The sequence below is a fragment of the Flavobacterium cheongpyeongense genome (genome assembly GCF_003202435.1).
Taxonomy (GTDB): Bacteria; Bacteroidota; Bacteroidia; order Flavobacteriales; family Flavobacteriaceae; genus Flavobacterium; species Flavobacterium cheongpyeongense.
This window is the reverse complement of record NZ_QJHK01000016.1, coordinates 23,901-42,353: the sequence shown is the minus strand read 5'-3', so window position 1 is coordinate 42,353 and position 18,453 is coordinate 23,901. Positions and strand designations below refer to the sequence as shown.

The 18,453-nt window shown below is 35.1% G+C and carries 16 protein-coding genes; 10 read left to right on the top strand and 6 right to left on the bottom strand.

Features of this window, described 5'->3' with window-relative positions; all coding sequences use genetic code 11:
• The first annotated feature begins 184 nt into the window (after nt 1-184).
• From DMB65_RS16505 to DMB65_RS22190, 9 genes are all read left to right on the top strand, one after another.
• A complete protein-coding gene (locus DMB65_RS16505) occupies nt 185-2,170 on the top strand; it encodes a glycoside hydrolase family 127 protein (protein ID WP_110307728.1) in 1,986 nt (661 codons plus the stop codon).
• Nucleotides 2,171-2,476: 306 nt separating this feature from the next.
• Nucleotides 2,477-4,462: an alpha-L-arabinofuranosidase C-terminal domain-containing protein gene (locus DMB65_RS16500; RefSeq protein ID WP_110307727.1), complete on the top strand. Its 1,986-nt coding sequence runs from the start codon at nt 2,477-2,479 to the stop codon at nt 4,460-4,462.
• Nucleotides 4,463-4,627: 165 nt separating this feature from the next.
• On the top strand, nt 4,628-6,319 hold the full coding sequence (locus tag DMB65_RS16495; RefSeq protein ID WP_110307726.1) for a ribulokinase: 1,692 nt from the start codon (nt 4,628-4,630) through the stop codon (nt 6,317-6,319).
• Nucleotides 6,303-7,004 carry an L-ribulose-5-phosphate 4-epimerase gene (locus DMB65_RS16490; protein ID WP_031453974.1) on the top strand — a complete coding sequence of 234 codons (702 nt, stop codon included), beginning with the start codon at nt 6,303-6,305 and terminating at the stop codon, nt 7,002-7,004. Before DMB65_RS16495 ends, DMB65_RS16490 begins: the two co-directional genes overlap by 17 nt.
• A 146-nt stretch (nt 7,005-7,150) precedes the next feature.
• Nucleotides 7,151-8,659 carry an L-arabinose isomerase gene (gene araA / locus DMB65_RS16485; protein WP_110307725.1) on the top strand — a complete coding sequence of 503 codons (1,509 nt, stop codon included), beginning with the start codon at nt 7,151-7,153 and terminating at the stop codon, nt 8,657-8,659.
• Between the two features lie 111 nt (nt 8,660-8,770).
• Entirely contained in the window at nt 8,771-9,952 is a 1,182-nt protein-coding gene (locus DMB65_RS16480; protein ID WP_110307724.1) for an aldose epimerase family protein, read from the top strand.
• Nucleotides 9,953-10,177: 225 nt separating this feature from the next.
• On the top strand, nt 10,178-10,753 hold the full coding sequence (locus DMB65_RS16475; protein ID WP_110307723.1) for a hypothetical protein: 576 nt from the start codon (nt 10,178-10,180) through the stop codon (nt 10,751-10,753).
• A gap of 153 nt (nt 10,754-10,906) precedes the next feature.
• The gene (locus DMB65_RS16470) at nt 10,907-11,371 is read left to right on the top strand and encodes a hypothetical protein (protein WP_110307722.1); all 465 of its coding nucleotides are present in this window, start codon (nt 10,907-10,909) and stop codon (nt 11,369-11,371) included.
• 103 nt (nt 11,372-11,474) lie between these two features.
• A complete protein-coding gene (locus tag DMB65_RS22190) occupies nt 11,475-11,633 on the top strand; it encodes a hypothetical protein (protein WP_165834978.1) in 159 nt (52 codons plus the stop codon).
• Between the two features lie 624 nt (nt 11,634-12,257).
• Here DMB65_RS22190 and DMB65_RS16460 read toward each other — a convergent pair.
• Both DMB65_RS16460 and DMB65_RS16455 read right to left on the bottom strand, forming a co-directional pair.
• Nucleotides 12,258-13,352 carry a hypothetical protein gene (locus DMB65_RS16460; RefSeq protein WP_110307721.1) on the bottom strand — a complete coding sequence of 365 codons (1,095 nt, stop codon included), beginning with the start codon at nt 13,350-13,352 and terminating at the stop codon, nt 12,258-12,260.
• Nucleotides 13,353-13,413: 61 nt separating this feature from the next.
• Nucleotides 13,414-14,895, bottom strand: a complete 1,482-nt coding sequence (locus DMB65_RS16455) for a sulfatase-like hydrolase/transferase (RefSeq protein WP_230470703.1) — start codon at nt 14,893-14,895, stop codon at nt 13,414-13,416.
• Between the two features lie 293 nt (nt 14,896-15,188).
• Here DMB65_RS16455 and DMB65_RS16450 point away from each other — a divergent pair, with 293 nt between their 5' ends.
• Nucleotides 15,189-15,659 carry an OsmC family protein gene (locus DMB65_RS16450; RefSeq protein ID WP_110307719.1) on the top strand — a complete coding sequence of 157 codons (471 nt, stop codon included), beginning with the start codon at nt 15,189-15,191 and terminating at the stop codon, nt 15,657-15,659.
• Nucleotides 15,660-15,742: 83 nt separating this feature from the next.
• Here DMB65_RS16450 and DMB65_RS16445 read toward each other — a convergent pair whose 3' ends face one another.
• The 4 genes from DMB65_RS16445 to DMB65_RS16430 all read right to left on the bottom strand — a co-directional run bounded on the left by DMB65_RS16445 (nt 15,743) and on the right by DMB65_RS16430 (nt 18,362).
• Nucleotides 15,743-16,399: an aspartate kinase gene (locus DMB65_RS16445; protein ID WP_110307718.1), complete on the bottom strand. Its 657-nt coding sequence runs from the start codon at nt 16,397-16,399 to the stop codon at nt 15,743-15,745.
• 120 nt (nt 16,400-16,519) lie between these two features.
• The gene (locus tag DMB65_RS16440) at nt 16,520-16,891 is read right to left on the bottom strand and encodes a YraN family protein (protein ID WP_110307717.1); all 372 of its coding nucleotides are present in this window, start codon (nt 16,889-16,891) and stop codon (nt 16,520-16,522) included.
• A gap of 42 nt (nt 16,892-16,933) precedes the next feature.
• A complete protein-coding gene (locus DMB65_RS16435) occupies nt 16,934-17,443 on the bottom strand; it encodes a hypothetical protein (RefSeq protein ID WP_110307716.1) in 510 nt (169 codons plus the stop codon).
• A gap of 22 nt (nt 17,444-17,465) precedes the next feature.
• Nucleotides 17,466-18,362, bottom strand: coding sequence for a S66 peptidase family protein (locus DMB65_RS16430; protein WP_165834977.1), 897 nt, complete (start codon nt 18,360-18,362; stop codon nt 17,466-17,468).
• Between the last annotated feature and the right edge of the window lie 91 nt (nt 18,363-18,453).

The window sequence follows — 18,453 nt, the reverse complement described above, 5'->3', positions numbered from 1 at the left end:
TTAGTAGTTCAGGGCGACGAAAATTATTTTGGAGTAGGCCATAACAGCGCTTACACGTTTGATGGAAAAGATTATATTTTTTACCATGCTTACGAAAAGAAAACCAACGGAACACCAAGATTAATAGTAAAAGAAATACAATGGAATGCAGATTTATGGCCCATTTTAAAATAGAATAGCAACAATGAAAAAATATAATTTTCCAATACTGGCAATTTTTCTGTCGATTCTGATTTTGATTTCCTGCAAAGAAACCAGAAACAATGTAGTACAATCGAGCGATAAAACTTCTGCCTTAAAAGCCGGTTATCAAATCGAACCGGTAAACATTCAAAATGTAAAACTATCTGATTCTTTCTGGCTTCCTATTATCAAAAGAGTGCAGGAAATTACGATTGCCTATGCCATTCAAAAATGTAATGAAGAAGGACGTTTTGAGAATTTCCTGATCGCCGGAAAACAAAAAACAGGGACAGTAAAAGGCGAAATGCCTTTTGACGATACCGATGTTTACAAAATTATCGAAGGTGCTTCGAACACTTTGATTTCTGCACCAAACCCAAAATTAGAACAAGTTTTAGATTCGCTGATTGCCATTGTAAAAATTGGTCAGGAAAAGGACGGTTACTTAACAACCTGGAGAACCATAAATCCTGCAAAACCACCTTGTACATGGGTTCCGGTAATTGAAGGAAAACGTTGGGAATCCTTGCAGATCAGTCACGAATGCTACAATGCAGGACATTTGATTGAAGCTGCTGTGGTGCATTATGAAGCAACCGGAAAAAGAAACTTTTTGGATATTGCCATCAAAAATGCCGATTTGTTAGTACAAACTTTTGGCGATGGCCCGGGTCAGGTAAAAGGCGTTCCGGGACATCAGATTGTAGAAACCGGTTTGATCAAATTGTATCAGGTAACTCACAATGAAAGCTACTTAAAACTGGCAAAATATTATCTGGACAATCGAGGCAACCCGGAAAATCATAAATTATATGGCGAATATGCGCAGGATCATAAACCGGTAATTCAGCAAAATGAAGTTGTGGGTCATGCGGTTCGTGCTGTTTACATGTATGCAGGAATGACCGATATTGCCGCTATGACAAAAGACAAAGGTTATACAGATGCCATAAATAATTTGTGGAGTAATATGGTCAACAAAAAAATGTATATCACCGGAGGAATTGGTTCCAGACATGATGGAGAAGCCTTTGGCCCTAATTACGAATTGCCAAATTTAACAGCCTACAACGAAACCTGCGCCGCAATTGGAGATGTATATTGGAACCACAGATTGCATAATTTATATGGAAAATCAGCATATTTTGACGTAATCGAAAGAACCATGTACAACGGTTTAATCTCCGGAATTTCATTAGACGGAAAACAGTTTTTCTATCCAAATGCACTGGAAGCAGACGGGGTCTATAAATCAAACAGAGGTTCCTGTACCCGTCAGGCATGGTTTGACTGTTCATGCTGTCCGACCAATTTAATTCGTTTTGTACCTTCAATTCCCGGATTGATTTACTCCAAATCGAATGACGTTTTGTATGTGAATTTATATGCATCAAACAATGCTTCTTTTAAAGTTGGAAATACAGATTTACAGATTTCTCAGCAAACAGGATATCCCTGGAAAGGAAAAATTAACATCTTGGTTAATCCAAAAAAAGAAAGCAAATTCACCATCAAACTTCGTGTTCCGGGCTGGGCAAGAAATGAAGTGTTGCCGGGAGATTTATACAGTTACAAAAAAGCTTCGACTCAAAAAGCAACTATTAATCTGAATGGAGAACAATTGACAATTCGACCTGAAGAAGGTTATTTTACTATCACCAGAAATTGGAAAAAAGGAGATAAAATCAACCTTAATTTCCCAATGGAAGTTCAGGAAGTAGAAACCAATTCAAAAGTAGAAACCAATAAAAATAAAGTTTCTTTAGAATACGGACCAATTGTTTATGCTGTTGAGGAAATTGACAACAAAACCAATTTTGACAAGATTGATGTTGAATCATCAGATACTTTCAAAGTTAGAAAAGATGACAATTTATTAAATGGAATAAATGTTATTGAAAATTCAAAATTCAAAGCCATTCCGTATTACAGTTGGTCAAACAGAGGAGTTGGAAAAATGAAAGTCTGGTTGGATTATAAGAATTAAGAATATAGAACAAAGAGTAAAGAATCAAGAAAAAGTTATAGATTAAAGGATTTAGAAAGATTAAAAATCTGCGTGAAAAAAGAATCATAGAATTTGAAAATGAATAAAAAAGAGTTTAAAACAAATCCTGATTTGAATACATAGCTATTTGATTTTAAATAAATTAAATAGCTTTTTAAGAAATCAAATACAATGTTCTTATGTGTTAGAAACATATATACAAAAATTAAAAATCCGTTTTTATCCGCGTTTTCACTTTAGTGAATCAGTGTAATCTGCGTTTCATAAAACACAAACAAAATAAAAATGAAGTCCAATTTAATTACCAAAATTATCCTTTGCGGTTTATTGCTGAACGGCTTTTTAGCTTCGGCACAAAAAAACAACCTTCAGGTAGATGTTGCAAAAACAGTTACCAAAATTCAGCCTACGATGTACGGAGTGTTTTTTGAAGACATCAATTTTGCTGCTGATGGAGGCTTATACGCCGAGATGATCAAAAACAGATCATTCGAATTCCTGTTCCCAATGATGGGATGGAACGAGCCAAAGAGTGACCGTCATAAATTAAATACACAATCCGGAATTGCAAATGTGATTCAATATTCCCAAAAAGGAACAAATCATAATTACTGCAGAGTAACCATTAATGATGCTTACGGCTATGAACTGATCAATGAAGGTTTCAGAGGAATGGGAATCAAAAAAGACCTGAAATACAATTTGTCTTTAAAAGCATCAAAAATATCAGGGAATATTTCTAAAATCAAGTTTCAATTCATTGATAAAGACAATAAGGTTTTAGGAGAAACGTCAATTGTACCAATATCAAAAGACTGGTCAAATTACACGGGGCAATTAACATCATCTGCAACAGAAGCAAAAGCAAAATTAAAAATCACTTTTGAAGGAAACGGAGTGATTGATTTAGATAATATTTCGTTGTTTCCAGAAGATACCTGGGCAGGAAGAAAGAACGGTCTGCGTAAAGATTTAGTACAATTATTATACGATTTAAAACCAGGATTTTTACGTTTTCCGGGAGGCTGTATTGTTGAAGGAAGAACTTTGGCAGAACGTTACCAATGGAAAAAATCAGTTGGAAATGTTGAAGACAGAGAGACTGCTGTAAACCGTTGGAACATGGAATTTGCGCATAGACCGGCACCGGATTATTTCCAGAGTTTTGGTTTAGGATTCTTTGAATATTTTCAGCTTTCCGAAGATATCGGAGCTTCTCCGTTACCCATTTTAAGCTGTGGGATGGCTTGTCAGTTCAATACCGGCCAATTGGTTCCTATGGATCAATTAGACCCTTATGTCCAGGACGCTTTAGATTTAATTGAATTTGCAAATGGTGGATCAGAAACAGCCTGGGGAAAAGTAAGGGCAGATATGGGACATCCAAAACCATTTAATTTAAAATTCATCGGAGTTGGAAATGAACAATGGGGACCGGATTATATTGAGCGTTTCAAAGTGTTTCAAAAAGCGATAAAAGCAAAATATCCAAATATTACCATTGTTTCCGGAACCGGACCATTTCCTGACGGAGATTTTTATGATTATGGTATGACCGAACTTAAAAAATTAAATGCCGAAATTGTAGACGAACATTATTATAAAGATCCGGCATGGTTTCGTAAAAATGTAACCCGTTACGATAATTACGACCGAAAAGGACCAAAGATTTTTGCAGGAGAATATGCTGCACAAAGTGTTGCAATCGCAAGTCCGAACAATAAAAATAACTGGGAATGTGCGTTTTCTGAAGCCGCTTTCATGACCGGAATGGAGCGTAATGCTGAGGTAGTTCAGCTAACTTCTTACGCACCTTTATTGGCCCATGTTGAAGGCTGGCAATGGACACCGGACATGATCTGGTTTAATAATTTGCAATCATACGGAACACCAAATTATTATGTTCAGAAGTTGTTTTCTAACAATAAAGGAACAGATTTAATTAATATTACATTGGACGGAAAAGCAGTAACAGGTCAAAATGATTTGTTTGCATCGGCAGTAAAAGACATGAATTCAAAAGAGGTAATCCTGAAAATCATTAACGCAGCTGCATCAGATCAAAATGTAGCAATTGATTTAAAAGGAGCCCAATTAGATACAAAAGGAATGGCTGTAGTTTTGAAAGGAGAGGGGCTTAATGATGAGAATTCTTTTGCAACGCCAACCAAAATTAGCCCTAAAGAAAGTGAATTTAAGCTAAAAGGAAACCAAATTCAATACAATTTCCTGGCATACTCGGTTACAGTTTTGAAAATAAAGATGAAATAATCGCAAAAGAATAAATTTATAATTAACGTTTGCTTTTTGTTTTGATTTTAAATCCCTGTTTTGATACATTATTTGTAAAAAAAAGAACAACCATTTTTATTAAGTGTTTTTTGTACACTTATAAATTAATTGTAGTATATTTGTCATCATTTAAATGAATTTGCAATGAAAAACTATGTTATAGGATTAGATTACGGAACAGATTCTGTTCGTGCAGTGCTGATAGACACTGAAAATGGACAGGAGTTGGCATCCAATGTTTCTCATTATAAAAGATGGAAAAACAAACAATATTGTAACGCCTCTATCAACCAGTTTCGTCAGCATCCTCTGGATCATATTGAAGGATTGGAAACTACGATTCAGACAGTTGTAAAAGAAAGTGGTGTTGATTCTGCTGCAATTAAAGGAATCTGTATTGATACTACAGGATCTTCTCCGGTTCCGGTTACAAAAGACGGAACTCCACTGGCTTTGACTAAAGGTTTTGAAGAAAACCCAAATGCGATGATGGTATTATGGAAAGACCATACAGCCATCAGTGAAGCAAACGAAATCAACGAACTGGCCGTAAGCTGGGGAGGAGAAAACGTAACAAAATATGTAGGCGGAATTTATTCATCAGAATGGTTTTGGGCAAAAATCCTGCACATTGCAAGAGAAGATGAAGCCGTTCGAAATGCAGCATATACATGGTTAGAACATTGCGATTTAATGACCTATTTGTTAATTGACGATAAAGATTTAAAGACATTCAAAAGAAGCCGTTGTGCAGCGGGACACAAAGCCATGTGGCACGAAGACTGGAACGGACTTCCTCCGGTTGAATTCTTAGAAAAATTACATCCGTATTTAGCACAGCTTCGCGGAAATTTATATAATGAAACCTATACGTCAGATTTAGTTGCCGGAAACTTAAGCAAAGAATGGGCAGACCGTTTAGGGCTTACGACAGATACTGTTGTAGCTGTTGGAACTTTTGATGCGCACTCTGGAGCTGTTGGAGCTAAAATTGGCGAAAACACTTTAGTTCGTGTTATGGGAACTTCTACTTGTGATATTTTGGTGGGTTCTTATGATGAAGTAGGAACAAAAACCGTTCGCGGAATCTGCGGTCAGGTTGACGGATCTGTAATCCCGGGTTATATAGGTCTTGAAGCTGGACAATCTGCTTTTGGTGATTTACTGGCGTGGTACAAAGAACTACTCATGTGGCCAACAGAACAATTATTGAGTTCTTCATCAATTTTGGATGAAGCACAAAAGGAAAAATTAAGAGAAGAATTCAGCGATAAACTAATTGTAGAATTGACGAAAGAAGCTGAAAAAATTCCATTATCTGAAAGTATACCAACCGCTTTAGACTGGATTAACGGACGCAGAACTCCGGATGCGAATCAGGAAATAAAAAGCGCCATTTCCAACTTATCTTTAGGATCAAAAGCCCCTCATATTTTTAAAGCTCTGGTAAATGCAATCTGTTTTGGATCTAAAAAAATCGTGGATCGTTTTGAGGAAGAGGGTGTAAAAATTGACAGTGTTATCGGTATCGGTGGTGTTGCCCGTAAATCTCCTTTTATCATGCAGACTCTGGCCAACGTTTTAAACAAACCAATAAAAGTAGCCTTATCAGATCAGGCTCCGGCTTTGGGAGCCGCAATTTATGCTGCCGTAGCTTCCGGAATTTATCCAAATGTAATCGAAGCCAGTCAAAAAATGGGAAGTCCTTTTGAAAGCGAATACACGCCACAACTTGACAAAGTGTCTGCTTACAACAAATTACTTTTAGCATACGATCAGTTAAGTGCTTTTGCCGATCCATCTATTAAAATTACAGAAAATGAGTTCTCTTTATAAAGATTTAAAACAAGAATGTTACGAAGCCAACATGCAGTTAAATGCATTGAATCTGGTGGTTTATACTTTTGGAAACGTAAGCGCAGTCGATAGAGAAAATGGTGTTTTTGCCATTAAGCCAAGTGGTGTCCCTTACGAAGATTTAAAACCGGAAGATATTGTGATTGTTGATTTTGACAACAATATTATCGAAGGAACCATGCGTCCGTCATCAGACACCAAAACGCATGCTTATCTATACAAAAACTGGCCCAATATCGGTGGTGTGGCTCATACACACGCCACGTATTCAGTAGCATGGGCGCAGTCGCAGCGTGATATTCCAATTTTTGGGACAACTCATGCCGATCACCTTACGGCTGATATTCCGTGTGCTCCGCCAATGGCAGATTCGCTTATCGAAGGAAATTACGAACACAATACCGGAATTCAGATTTTGGATTGCTTCAAAGAAAAAAATCTTTCCTACGAAGAAGTAGAAATGGTTTTGATTGGAAACCATGGCCCATTTGCCTGGGGAAAAAATGCTGCAAAAGCGGTTTACAACAGTAAAGTTCTGGAAGTAGTAGCCGAAATGGCGTATCTGACTTTACAAATAAATCCAAATGCGCCAAGATTAAAGGATTCCTTAATAAAGAAACATTACAACCGTAAACACGGAAAAGATTCGTATTACGGACAATAAAAATTTAGTTTCAGGTTTCAGGTTTTTTTGTTTCAAGTTGGAAACCTGAAACCTGAAACAAACAAAAACAATAAAATAACAAATTTAAGATCTTCAGATTCCAACAACTTGAAACCTGAAACTTGAAACAAAATAAACAAAAGAACATGATAGATATCTCTCAAAAAGAAGTATGGTTTGTAGTAGGAAGCCAGGAATTATACGGTGAAGAAACATTAAGAAAAGTAGCAGAACATTCTCAGATAATTGCAAAAGGATTAGGAGAATCATCTCAAATCCCTGTAAAAGTGGTTTATAAAGATGTAGTAAAATCTCCGGCTCAGATTTTAGATGTTTGTTTAGCGGCAAATACGACTAAAAACTGTATCGGAATTATCGCCTGGATGCATACTTTTTCACCTGCAAAAATGTGGATTGGCGGATTAAGTATTCTTAAAAAACCATTATGTCACTTACACACACAATACAACGCTGAAATTCCGTGGGGATCTATCGATATGGATTTCATGAACCTCAACCAGTCAGCTCACGGAGATCGTGAATTTGGTTTTATCATGTCCAGAATGCGTAAAAAACGCAAAGTCGTTGTAGGACACTGGGAAGACGAAAGAGTTCAGAAAAAATTAGGGATCTGGACAAGAGTAGCTTTAGGATGGGACGAACTTCAAAACTTAAAAGTAGCCCGTATCGGAGACAATATGCGTGAAGTTGCCGTTACAGAAGGGGATAAAGTAGAAGCTCAGATTCGTTTCGGAATGTCGGTTAACGGTTTCGATTCCTCTGATGTTACAAAACATATCGAGAAAGTGACTGACGCACAATTAAACGATTTATTAGCAGTTTACGAAGCTTCTTATAATTTAACGGATGCTTTAAAAGAAGGCGGAGCACAAAGAAGTTCATTAGCAGAAGCAGCAAAAATAGAATTAGGTCTAAGAGCTTTCCTTGAAGAAGGAGGTTTTGGAGCTTTTACAGATACATTTGAAAATCTGGGAGCATGGAAACAATTACCAGGAATTGCCACCCAGAGATTAATGGCAGATGGTTACGGTTTTGGTGGCGAAGGCGACTGGAAAACAGCTGCAATGGTTCGTGCCTTAAAAGTAATGAACGTGGGTCTTGAAGGTGGAACATCTTTCATGGAAGATTACACCTATCATTTTACACCTCAAAAATCATATGTTTTGGGATCACACATGTTGGAAATTTGTCCATCTATTGCTGACGGAAAAGCGTCTTGCGAAGTACATCCTCTTGGAATTGGCGGAAAAGAAGACCCTGCACGTTTGGTATTCAACTCACCAGCAGGAGAAGCAATCAACGTTTCATTAGTGGATATGGGGAACCGTTTCCGTTTGATTGTAAACGAAGTGGTAGCTGTAAAACCAATGGCAGAATTACCAAAATTACCGGTTGCAAGAGTTTTATGGGATTGTAAACCAAACCTTGATATTGCAGCAACAGCATGGATTTTAGCGGGTGGAGCACACCATACAGTGTACAGTCAGTCTGTAACAACGGAGTTCATGGAAGATTTTGCAGACATCGCCGGAATCGAGTTATTGGTGATTGATGAAAAAACTACAATTAGAGATTTCAAAGATAAATTGAATGCCAACGAAGCGTACTATCATACGTTTCAACACGGACTATAATTTAGTCAAAAGTCGAAAGTCATAAAGTCGAAAAGATTTAACTAAATTTGAATCACCAGACTTTATGATTTTTGTCTTTATGACTTTACTAACTTTAAAACACCAGTATTTATGAATGTATTAAAACGTTGTGCTTTCGGAATTTCAATAATCGGTTTGACAACACTTTCTGTTCAATGTAAAAGCGATAAAAAAATGGATGCAACCACAACCCAAGAAGCAAAAGATTCTGTAACAATTGTAAAATCAGATTACGGAACCACTCCAAAAGGAGAAAAAATTGAAAGCTACAAGCTGAAAAACCAAAACGGAATGGAAGTGGATATCATCACTTTTGGTGGTATTATTACAGATCTGAAAGTGCCAAATAAAGACGGTGTTTCTGAAAATGTGGTAACAGGATTTACTTCTTTGGAACAATATATGAAACCAAACCCGTTTTTTGGAGCTTTGATCGGACGTTTCGGAAACCGTATTGCAAAAGGTAAATTTACATTAGACGGAAAAGAATATACATTAGCGATCAACAACGAGACAAATGCTTTACACGGAGGACCGGAAGGTTTTTTCAGAGTAGTTTGGAAAGCAGAAGAAGCTAAATCAGGAGAAGCAGCTGTTTTGAAATTATCGTATTTAAGCAAAGATATGGAAGAAGGCTACCCTGGAAATCTAAAAGTTATCGTGACGTACACATTAACTAAAAACAACGAATTGGAAGTGCTTTACGAAGCAACTACAGATAAAAAGACAGTTGTCAACTTAACACAGCATACGTATTTTAACTTATCAGGTGATTTCTCTAAAACGATTTTAGATCATGAACTGACTTTGAATGCGGATAAAATTGTTCCTATAGATGCTACCCTGATTCCAACAGGAGAATTGCAGGACGTAGCCAATACACCATTCGATTTCAGAAAACCAAAATTAATTGGAAAAGAAATCGATGCTAAAGATGAACAATTAGTAAGAGGAAAAGGTTACGATCACTGCTGGGTTTTGAACAATCCTGAAAAAGGAAAAACGATCATTGCATCGGTTTACCACCCTGCCAGCGGAAGAGTTTTAGAAATGACTACAGACGAACCTGGAATTCAGTTTTACTCCGGAAATTTCCTTGACGGAACTTTACCAATGCGCAACGGCGGAACTTATGCACACAGAACAGGTTTCTGCTTAGAAACAGAACATTACCCGGATTCTCCAAACCAGAAAGACTTTCCAACGACAGTTTTAAACCCTGGCGAAAATTATAAAACGAAAACAACATTTAAGTTTTCAGTTAAAAAATAAGTTTAATCAGTTTTGTTAGTTCAAAAAACCTCGAAAGTTGTGATTTCGGGGTTTTTTTATTTTGAAGTATTTTATACTGATTGATTTGTGTATTTCTTTCTTACATTTGATAAAGTTGATACAAGAGTAAATGATAAAAGAATATCCATTGACAACTGAAATTAAATCAAGATATTTTTGCGGAATGGTATGAAATGTAGAAAGTTATAATCCAATTGAACCAAAATGAATAGAACCGAAATTAATCAAAGAAGGGCACTTGACGATTTTCAATTATATCAAAGTATTGAAAAATCTCTTGCACATAGACTTGGTCTTTCTGAAATCAGGAATGGTATCCAAATAATTAGAAATGAAAAAGGTTGGCGAGAAAATGAAAAAAATATCGAATCAATATGGATTGTATTGGTATCACGATCATTCATAGGTTGGGGCGGTATTTTTTCCATAAAATTCAATGAAAATAATTTTAGAGAATATCTAAATCCAGACGAATTACTGCAGGGTATTTTTTTATATGATAACACAGGAATAAAAGATTTATATACAGAAATATTGCCAAATACTCCAGATAAAATTGTAGAGATTGCAAATTTTAATCTATTTGATGCAGGTAAAGGAATTGCTTTAGATGGTATATTTTATAATTTTCACATCATCACAAACAATATTAACGCCAGTATAAAACTAAATAATCCCCATACTGATGAGTGGAAAAAATGGGAAGAAGAAATATTTAACATTGGAAGTAAATTATCTATTAAATCAAATGTTACAGAATTAATTAATTTATTTGAATAAAAGAGCTGAAATTAAAGGATTAAAAAGAATCCAAAAAGGAATCTCGTAGATTTTAGATTTAATAATCTATAAAAATTTAAGATGAATCCGAAAAGTAGTTTTGTAGTGGAATAGTTTTTGCAAAATTTAATTGAATCGTCTTTTTTAAATAATATGGAAAATAAAATAAGGATACCAAAACCTTGTAATGAAAATTGGAATTCAATGTCACCAGACAAAAATGGCAGATTTTGTAATTCCTGCAATAAAACTGTAATTGATTTTACTAAAATGAATAACCCTGAAATTCAGAAATATTTCGCTGAAAACTCTGAACAGGAAAGTATTTGTGGGCATTTTAAATTCAATCAAATTGAAACTGAAGAAAGTATTAAATATGATAAACTAAGAAGCAGATTTAGCCGAATTAAAATAAAGCCAATTAAAGCAATCGCCCTATTTTCATTGAGTGTGTTTTTTACTTTAACAAGTTGTATGGGAAAAGCAGCTGTAGATGGCGAACCAGCTGTAATAAGCAATGATACAATAAATGAAAGTGAGATTAATAATAAAATTAAAAATGCTGAAATGAAGAATGATTCAGTAAAAAAGGAAATTATTCAGAAAAAGAAAAAATAAAGATTTACCAACAAGTATCTAAAAAGATATATTCTTTAACTTTTTGTTGTAGATATTACAGTCAGTTTAAGGCATAAAAAAGGTTAAATTTATCAATTAATTTATGCCATTCACAAGATCTTTAATCATGACAGCAACAACCACAAAACGAGTAAATGCAAAGCTTAAAAGTTTACCTGATGCTTTGGTAGAAGAAGTCGAAAAGTACATTGATTTTCTTGCTTTTAAGCACTCTCAGGAAATTCAAGAAATCCCTGAGTGACATAAAGAAGTAGTGTTAAAACGAATAAAAGATAAAAAAGGTACTGTAGATGCTTTTGCTATGTTAGGTAATTTAGAGCGTTAGATTGAAAAAATACACTTTAGTTGCTGACCCAAGAGTAGAAGACGATTTAAAAGAAGCTCGTGATTTTGAGTTTTTATATGGATTAAAAGGTTTCCACGAATTACACTAATTTTCACGAATTATTTATTTTTGTCATTTCGACGAAGGAGAAATCTTCGCAAGTAATTCCGCAACGATAATCCAATCTTTGTCGAGTTTCTCGGGAAGATTTCTTCTTCGTCGAAATGACAAGATTGGGGCAAAAATTTGCGCCTCTTCGCCTTTGCCAGATTAATTCTTTACCACATAAAATTTTAACTTAGCAAAAGTAAACAATAGCAAATGAAACATTTTTTCAAAGCAGCAATAAATTGGACTTTCAGCCAAAATCAGGAACCATCAGGAAGAAAATTTTATAAAAATACGGTGTGTTTTGACACTATCCCAAAAAATCTGTATCCAAAATTAATTAAACTGTTAAAAAACTAATTGAAACGGTTTTGGAGCATTGGTTAATTTTAAAAAACCCCGAAAGTAAAATGCTTTCGGGGTTTCTTTATTTTAATCTGTAATAGTAGCACAATATGAAGAGATTACCGTTTCTGTTTCGTCGCTGCTTTTTGAAACATAAATACCCAGTACATTATCTAAATAAACAGTATTGGCGCTCGTTATTTTTACATCATCTCCGGGATAAGCAATATCTTTCCATTCAGCCAGACCAAAAGTTCCGTTTTTGTTTCGTTTCACTGTAACGAATGAAGCGCCTTCTTTAGCGCCTTTTGACCAATCACTGGGCATGTTGTACCCATCATTGGTTTTGTTTATAGTGATGCCTTCAAAATGCACATTTACTGTAGGAGTGATTTCGTTATGATAGCTAAAGAATTGCAAGTTGTTGAATGTTTTGGTGCTGGAATCATAGTCAACCAGAAAGGCTTGTGATACGGTATCTCCAATTTTACGGGCTGAATTACCTCCGGCCATCGTATAGCTGTTGCCTCCATTATGCCAAATACCATATAAGGTAGGAGCATTTAAATCGTCTATAATAAAGTCGATACATTCTTGCGTTTTGATATCATAAACAAAGGCATTAACATTAATCGTATTTTCATCTGCTGCATCAGATTGGTAATTTCCAACAGCCAGCCCGCCCATAACACTGTGCATGAATACATTTTTGTTATTTCCGTTATTAGGTGTTACAGTTCGCCAGGTACCGCTGCCATCTATCGGGCCGTTATAATAAAAACCAAGATTATTTTTTGGACTTGAACTTTTAATATATGCCCCCACAATTTCTATAGTACCATTTTCGCCATTGTTTGGCCCATAACAGGAAGTATTGAAAACAATATCATCGTCATCATCTTCGAGTTTATAATGCAGCAGATGCCAGTTTTCGAGCTTGTTTGCATCTTCCAGTTTGCCTTTATAAATAAATCCCTGCCAGATGTTTTTGACTTCAGTCTGTACTTCCTGAGGCAAATCAACACCAACCAGTCCCCCAGAAATATAGACTTCATGCTGTGATCCGGATACGGCTCTGATGCCTTCAATTATAGTGTGTCTTGATGTTAGGCCTAATGAGGGATAGTTAAAAGGGATATAATTAACCCCTTGTACGATTGTATTACTTCTTGTATGTGACATAATGTTGGTATTTTATGAAAAAATATTTATTCTGCTATACTATTTGATTCTTATTCACTGTTTAAGATGAAGGAGTGTTTACTCTTAACTTTGCAATTTCGAGATCATGTAATTGTTTTGCTAATTCCTGTTTAATTGCATCGTAATCAGGATTATAAGCAAGATTAGTATATTCTGAAGGATCGTTGACCAAATCATATAGTTCATATTGCTGAAAATAGGCATTAAAGGCATCAAAATAATAGGCATATTTCCACTTTTCAGTTCTAATACAGCGAATACGATTGGCCGCTTTTACAATGTTCCAATTACTATTTGATCCTGCTTTTATATCATCATAAGTAAACAGGATACTGTCTTGTATTGGTTTTCCGTCTTCAATAATTGGAAGTAAACTGGTTCCGGCAAGTCCATCAGGCGGATTTGAAACATTGGCTAATTCTAAGAAAGTAGGCATAATATCAGCAAGCGTGGCTAAGTTCATCGAATTTTGTTCTTCAGGCTTATCAAACAAAATTGGGTTTGAAATGACCAGAGGTACACGCAGGGCTTCCTCATAAGCTACAAAAGTTTTTTGACGCAATCCACCATGTGCTAATCCCATTTCACCATGATCCGATGTAAAGGTTACAATAGCAGTATCTGCCAACCTTTCACCGTTTAAATCTTCTTTATATAATTCATCAATAAAAAAACCAATCTCTTTATCTACTTTAGTTAAAAGAGATGCATAAAAGTTGATATAATTTAGTTTGTCTTCTGTAGAATTAATTTCACCTAAACTAACAGCCATATTTAATAAAATCTGTTCCTGCACCATTGGCTTTTTATTAAGAAGCAAATGTTCATCAACAGTATCCGGTAGTCCAACCTCTCTTTTTAACCAGCTTTCGGGATAATATCCAGAGGTTCCGGCTGTTTTGGGATACGCAAGAACATCATGCGGATTTACAAGAGACAATACCAAGAGGTAAGGCTGATGATGACCATTTTTGCGTTTCTCTTTTACTTGCTTTAAATAGGCAATAGCTTCTGCAGTGTATTTAGCATCATGATTAGCAAATCCACCACCAAAATTAAGTGGGTTAACATCTTCTCCCGCATCAGGAGCTACCCAGCCCATAGCACCATACAATGAAATATCGGCTGCGGTAAGGTCTTCATAATTTGTTTTGGTCCCGTTTGGAGCCACTCCTTTACTCATGTGCCATTTACCACGGTATTGCACATCATAGCCGTCTGCCCAAAGCGTATTCATTATATTAGGCAAAGAAGTACTAAGTGTGGGCTCCTGAGGAGATAATAAACCACCTTCTGTAAGTGTTTGGCTTACACCATGTTTTGCAGGATAAATACCTGTGAACAAAGTTGTACGACTGGGAGAACACATACAAGTGTTGCAAAAAGCCCTGTCAAAACTAAAGCCATTTTTCTTAAGAAATGTAAGCGTCTGGAGGTTTTGCTTTTCCCATCCTGGTGGAAAATGCTGGGTTGCCCGTTGTTCATCAGTTATGATGAGAATCAGGTCAGGTTTTGGACCCATTTTTTTTAGTTTTTGTTTAAAATCCATCCTATTTGTTTATTGATTATTTATAAAAGCGTACTGTTTTTTAAATATATTTAGACTTGTACATTTCATAAGAGTTTTGTTTTAGGAAATTTCTTAAAAATAATAATATTAAGATAGCGTATAAATACCTGAATTTAAAACAGATAGATGAATTATCAATTGAGGGTCAAAATATTACAAAAAGTTTTATGATAATGCATGAAATATGTTGAATCAAGACGATTCTAGTAATTTTGTGACTAAAATTTAATTAAATTTGAAATAAAATGACCTTCAAACATTACTTCAAAGCAGCAATAAACTGGACTTTCAACTCCAGTCGAGTTGAATCAACTTCAAAATTCTACAGTAAAAGCCATCAAATTACAATTGAAGGAAAACCAATTTTAAACATTTCAGCCGCAAAAGCCTTCAAAGGAGATCCCGAATTATACAATCCGGAGGATTTGCTCTTAAGCAGTCTGGTTTCCTGCCACATGATGTCGTATTTATATGTGTGCTCGCAAAACGGAATTGAAGTTTTGGAATATATTGATAATGCTGAAGCAATACTCGAAGTTTCTGCTGATGGAAGCGGCCGTTTTACAGAAGTCCGTCTGTACCCAAAAGTTAAAATTGCAAATTCGGATAAAATTCAGGAAGCATTAAATCTGCATACAAAAGCGAATCAATTATGTTTTATAGCCAACTCCTGTAATTTTCCTGTGTTGCACAATGCCACTTGCGAAACGGCATAAAAAAAAAGAGACTGTTGGCCCAGTCTCTTTCGTATATTGTCTTTTTTTCTTTTTTTTGATTTGGGGTTTTTCTCGAAAGAAAATTAATTTTTTAAGTCTTTAATCACTTTAAAAGCAACATCCACTTGTTCTTCTCCTACCAGGATTGTAAATTCGTTTGAGGTCGAAATTACTTCATTGATAATGATTCCTTCCCAGGCCAGACGCTGAAAAATGAAATAATAAATTCCGGGAACCACAATATTTTCTTTGGGTAATTTTACTGTGATAGAAGCCAGATTATCTAATTTCTGAATCAGTTTTTCGCGGATAAAGTGTTTTTCGACTAAATGGTTGATACTGCTGCTTACTACGATATTGGTTTCGTTTACGCCACGTGATGAGGTGTAAAAAATATCAGAAAGCACATTAATATCAGAAATCAAATCAGCTTGTTTGTTTAAAACAGAGTCAGAAGCTGCAAAAGTGTAATCTGTCAATTCAGAACGAACCGTGATTTCTCCAATGTTTTTAATAACCTTGTTGATTTTGTGGTTCAGTTTAAAATCTAATTCTTCTGTTAGTCTTTTTAAGGACATTACTACAGCTCCTTGTTTTACCTCTTTACCAAATTCGCTTTCGAGTTCGGTCATGATGTTGCGCGATAAGGAAGTCAGGTTAATAATTCCAAGAGAAAGCGCATTGAGCAGAAATGGCTTGGTTTTGATGTAATTTTCTACAATCGAAGAAACGGTTTTCATAATCTTTTAATTGTTTTTGGGTAACGTGATTGTGTTAGTTTGGTTGTTTTTTATGTTATAAATTTTTGCAAATATAAATTAAAAAACAATTTGTTACAAATATAACAATAAAAAAATATGTTAAAAGTGATAAAAAGCATCAGTAAGATGCTCAATAGCAAATGATTCCTCGTTTTTATGAATGGCAATGATATCAAAACGGATTTCTAAATCATCTTCACTATCCTTTTCCCTATCGTTTATGTAGGCATTTACTGCTTTTATGAGCAACTGAATCTTTTTTGGTTTCACAAAATCCTGCGGTAAGCCATAATCTAAACTTGATCTTGTCTTCACTTCTATTACAGCTAATAAATGATCTTTTTTGGCAATAATATCAATTTCGGCTTTTTGAAAAATCCAGTTTCTTTCTAAAATTGTATAGTCGTTTTGAAGTAGAAATTCTACGGCAAGATCTTCACCTTTTTTTCCTAGTTCGTTATGTTCTGCCATTTTTTGAAGTTATGAGTTAGTAGTTGAAAGATGAATGTACATCTAAATTGGCAGTGATTCTATATATTTTCTTTCGTATTGAGTATCAAAACCAATATAATTTATATCACTGAATTTAATAACTTTAATATCGATCCAATTAGAATCTTCGTCAATTAAATGTAGTTCAACACATTCATTTTTTACAGATAGAACTTTTGCAAGATAGAATGAATCCTCATCATCGTATGTAAATATTGAAACTAATTTTGATCTTAGACTTTTTAATGAAGTTGCAATATCTAAAAAACTGTTTAAATCAATTTTTGCTATTAAATCTTTAGAATTATTGTTTTTTAGTTCTAAGTAATTATTTTCATTCCACGTACGATATTTTTCAACATCATCATTTTTAACAATTGTGAATCCATCAAATTCTCCTTTTGCTTCATCAAAATTAAGCAGCAGGATTATTTCTGAGTTCGAAATCAAACACATTCCTGTATAAACTGCGTCAACATTTGGAGCTAAGTCTACATCAATTACCAATCTTTTTTCAGCTAAGTATTCCACTTATAAAATAACTCCTTGATTTTTACTTAAAAACAACAGTACTACCCGAAGCATTCACCTCAATAGAAATCGTACTTCCCATAACCAGAGCACGATTATCCTGAATATGTCCGGCCGGAAAATTAAAAATTACCGGAATATTGTACTTTTTGGTCACATCATCAATAATTTCAAGTGCATTTTTGCCCCACGGAATATCATTGTCCTTCATTTTCGACATACCCCCAATAATAATTCCTTTTAGGTTTTCGAGACAGCCATTTCGACGTAAATTCATCATCATACGGTCAATATGATATAGGTATTCATCTAAATCTTCAATAAATAAAATTTTGTCTTTGCAGTCAATTGCCGATGGAGATCCTAATAAACTGTATAAAATAGAAAGATTTCCTCCTACCAATTCTCCTGTTCCCTGACCAAAGCGGTTCATTTCATGAGGAGCAACAGAATAAAAAAGCGATTCGCCAAACATCGCCAATTTCATCGAACTTATGGCATCGGGAGTTGCACGCGGAATAGTAACCGGCATTACACCATGAATCGATTTATAACCCATCGTATTCAGATGATTGTGCAAAACCGTAACATCACTAAAACCAATAATCCATTTGGGATGCTGTTTAAATTTAGTAAAATCCAGTAAATCTAACATCCTCACGGTTCCGTAACCGCCACGGACACACCAGATCGCTTTAATATTCGGATTGTCGAGTTGCTTTTGAAAATCGGCAGCACGCTGCTCATCGGTTCCGGCCAATTGATGGTAGTCCAGTCCGATTGAACTGCCAATTACCGCTTCTAAACCCCAGCTATGCAATAAATCCAAAGTTGGTTTTAAATTATCATCTATGTTTTTTCGGGCTGTGGCTAAAATAGCAACGGTATCGCCTTTTTGTAAATAAGGTGGTGTTATCATGTTTTGTTGGGATTGACAGGTAAAGGATTGGAAAGCAAAAATAAGAAATACGAATCTGTAAAAATCAAAATGTTTACGGATTGAAAAGTGC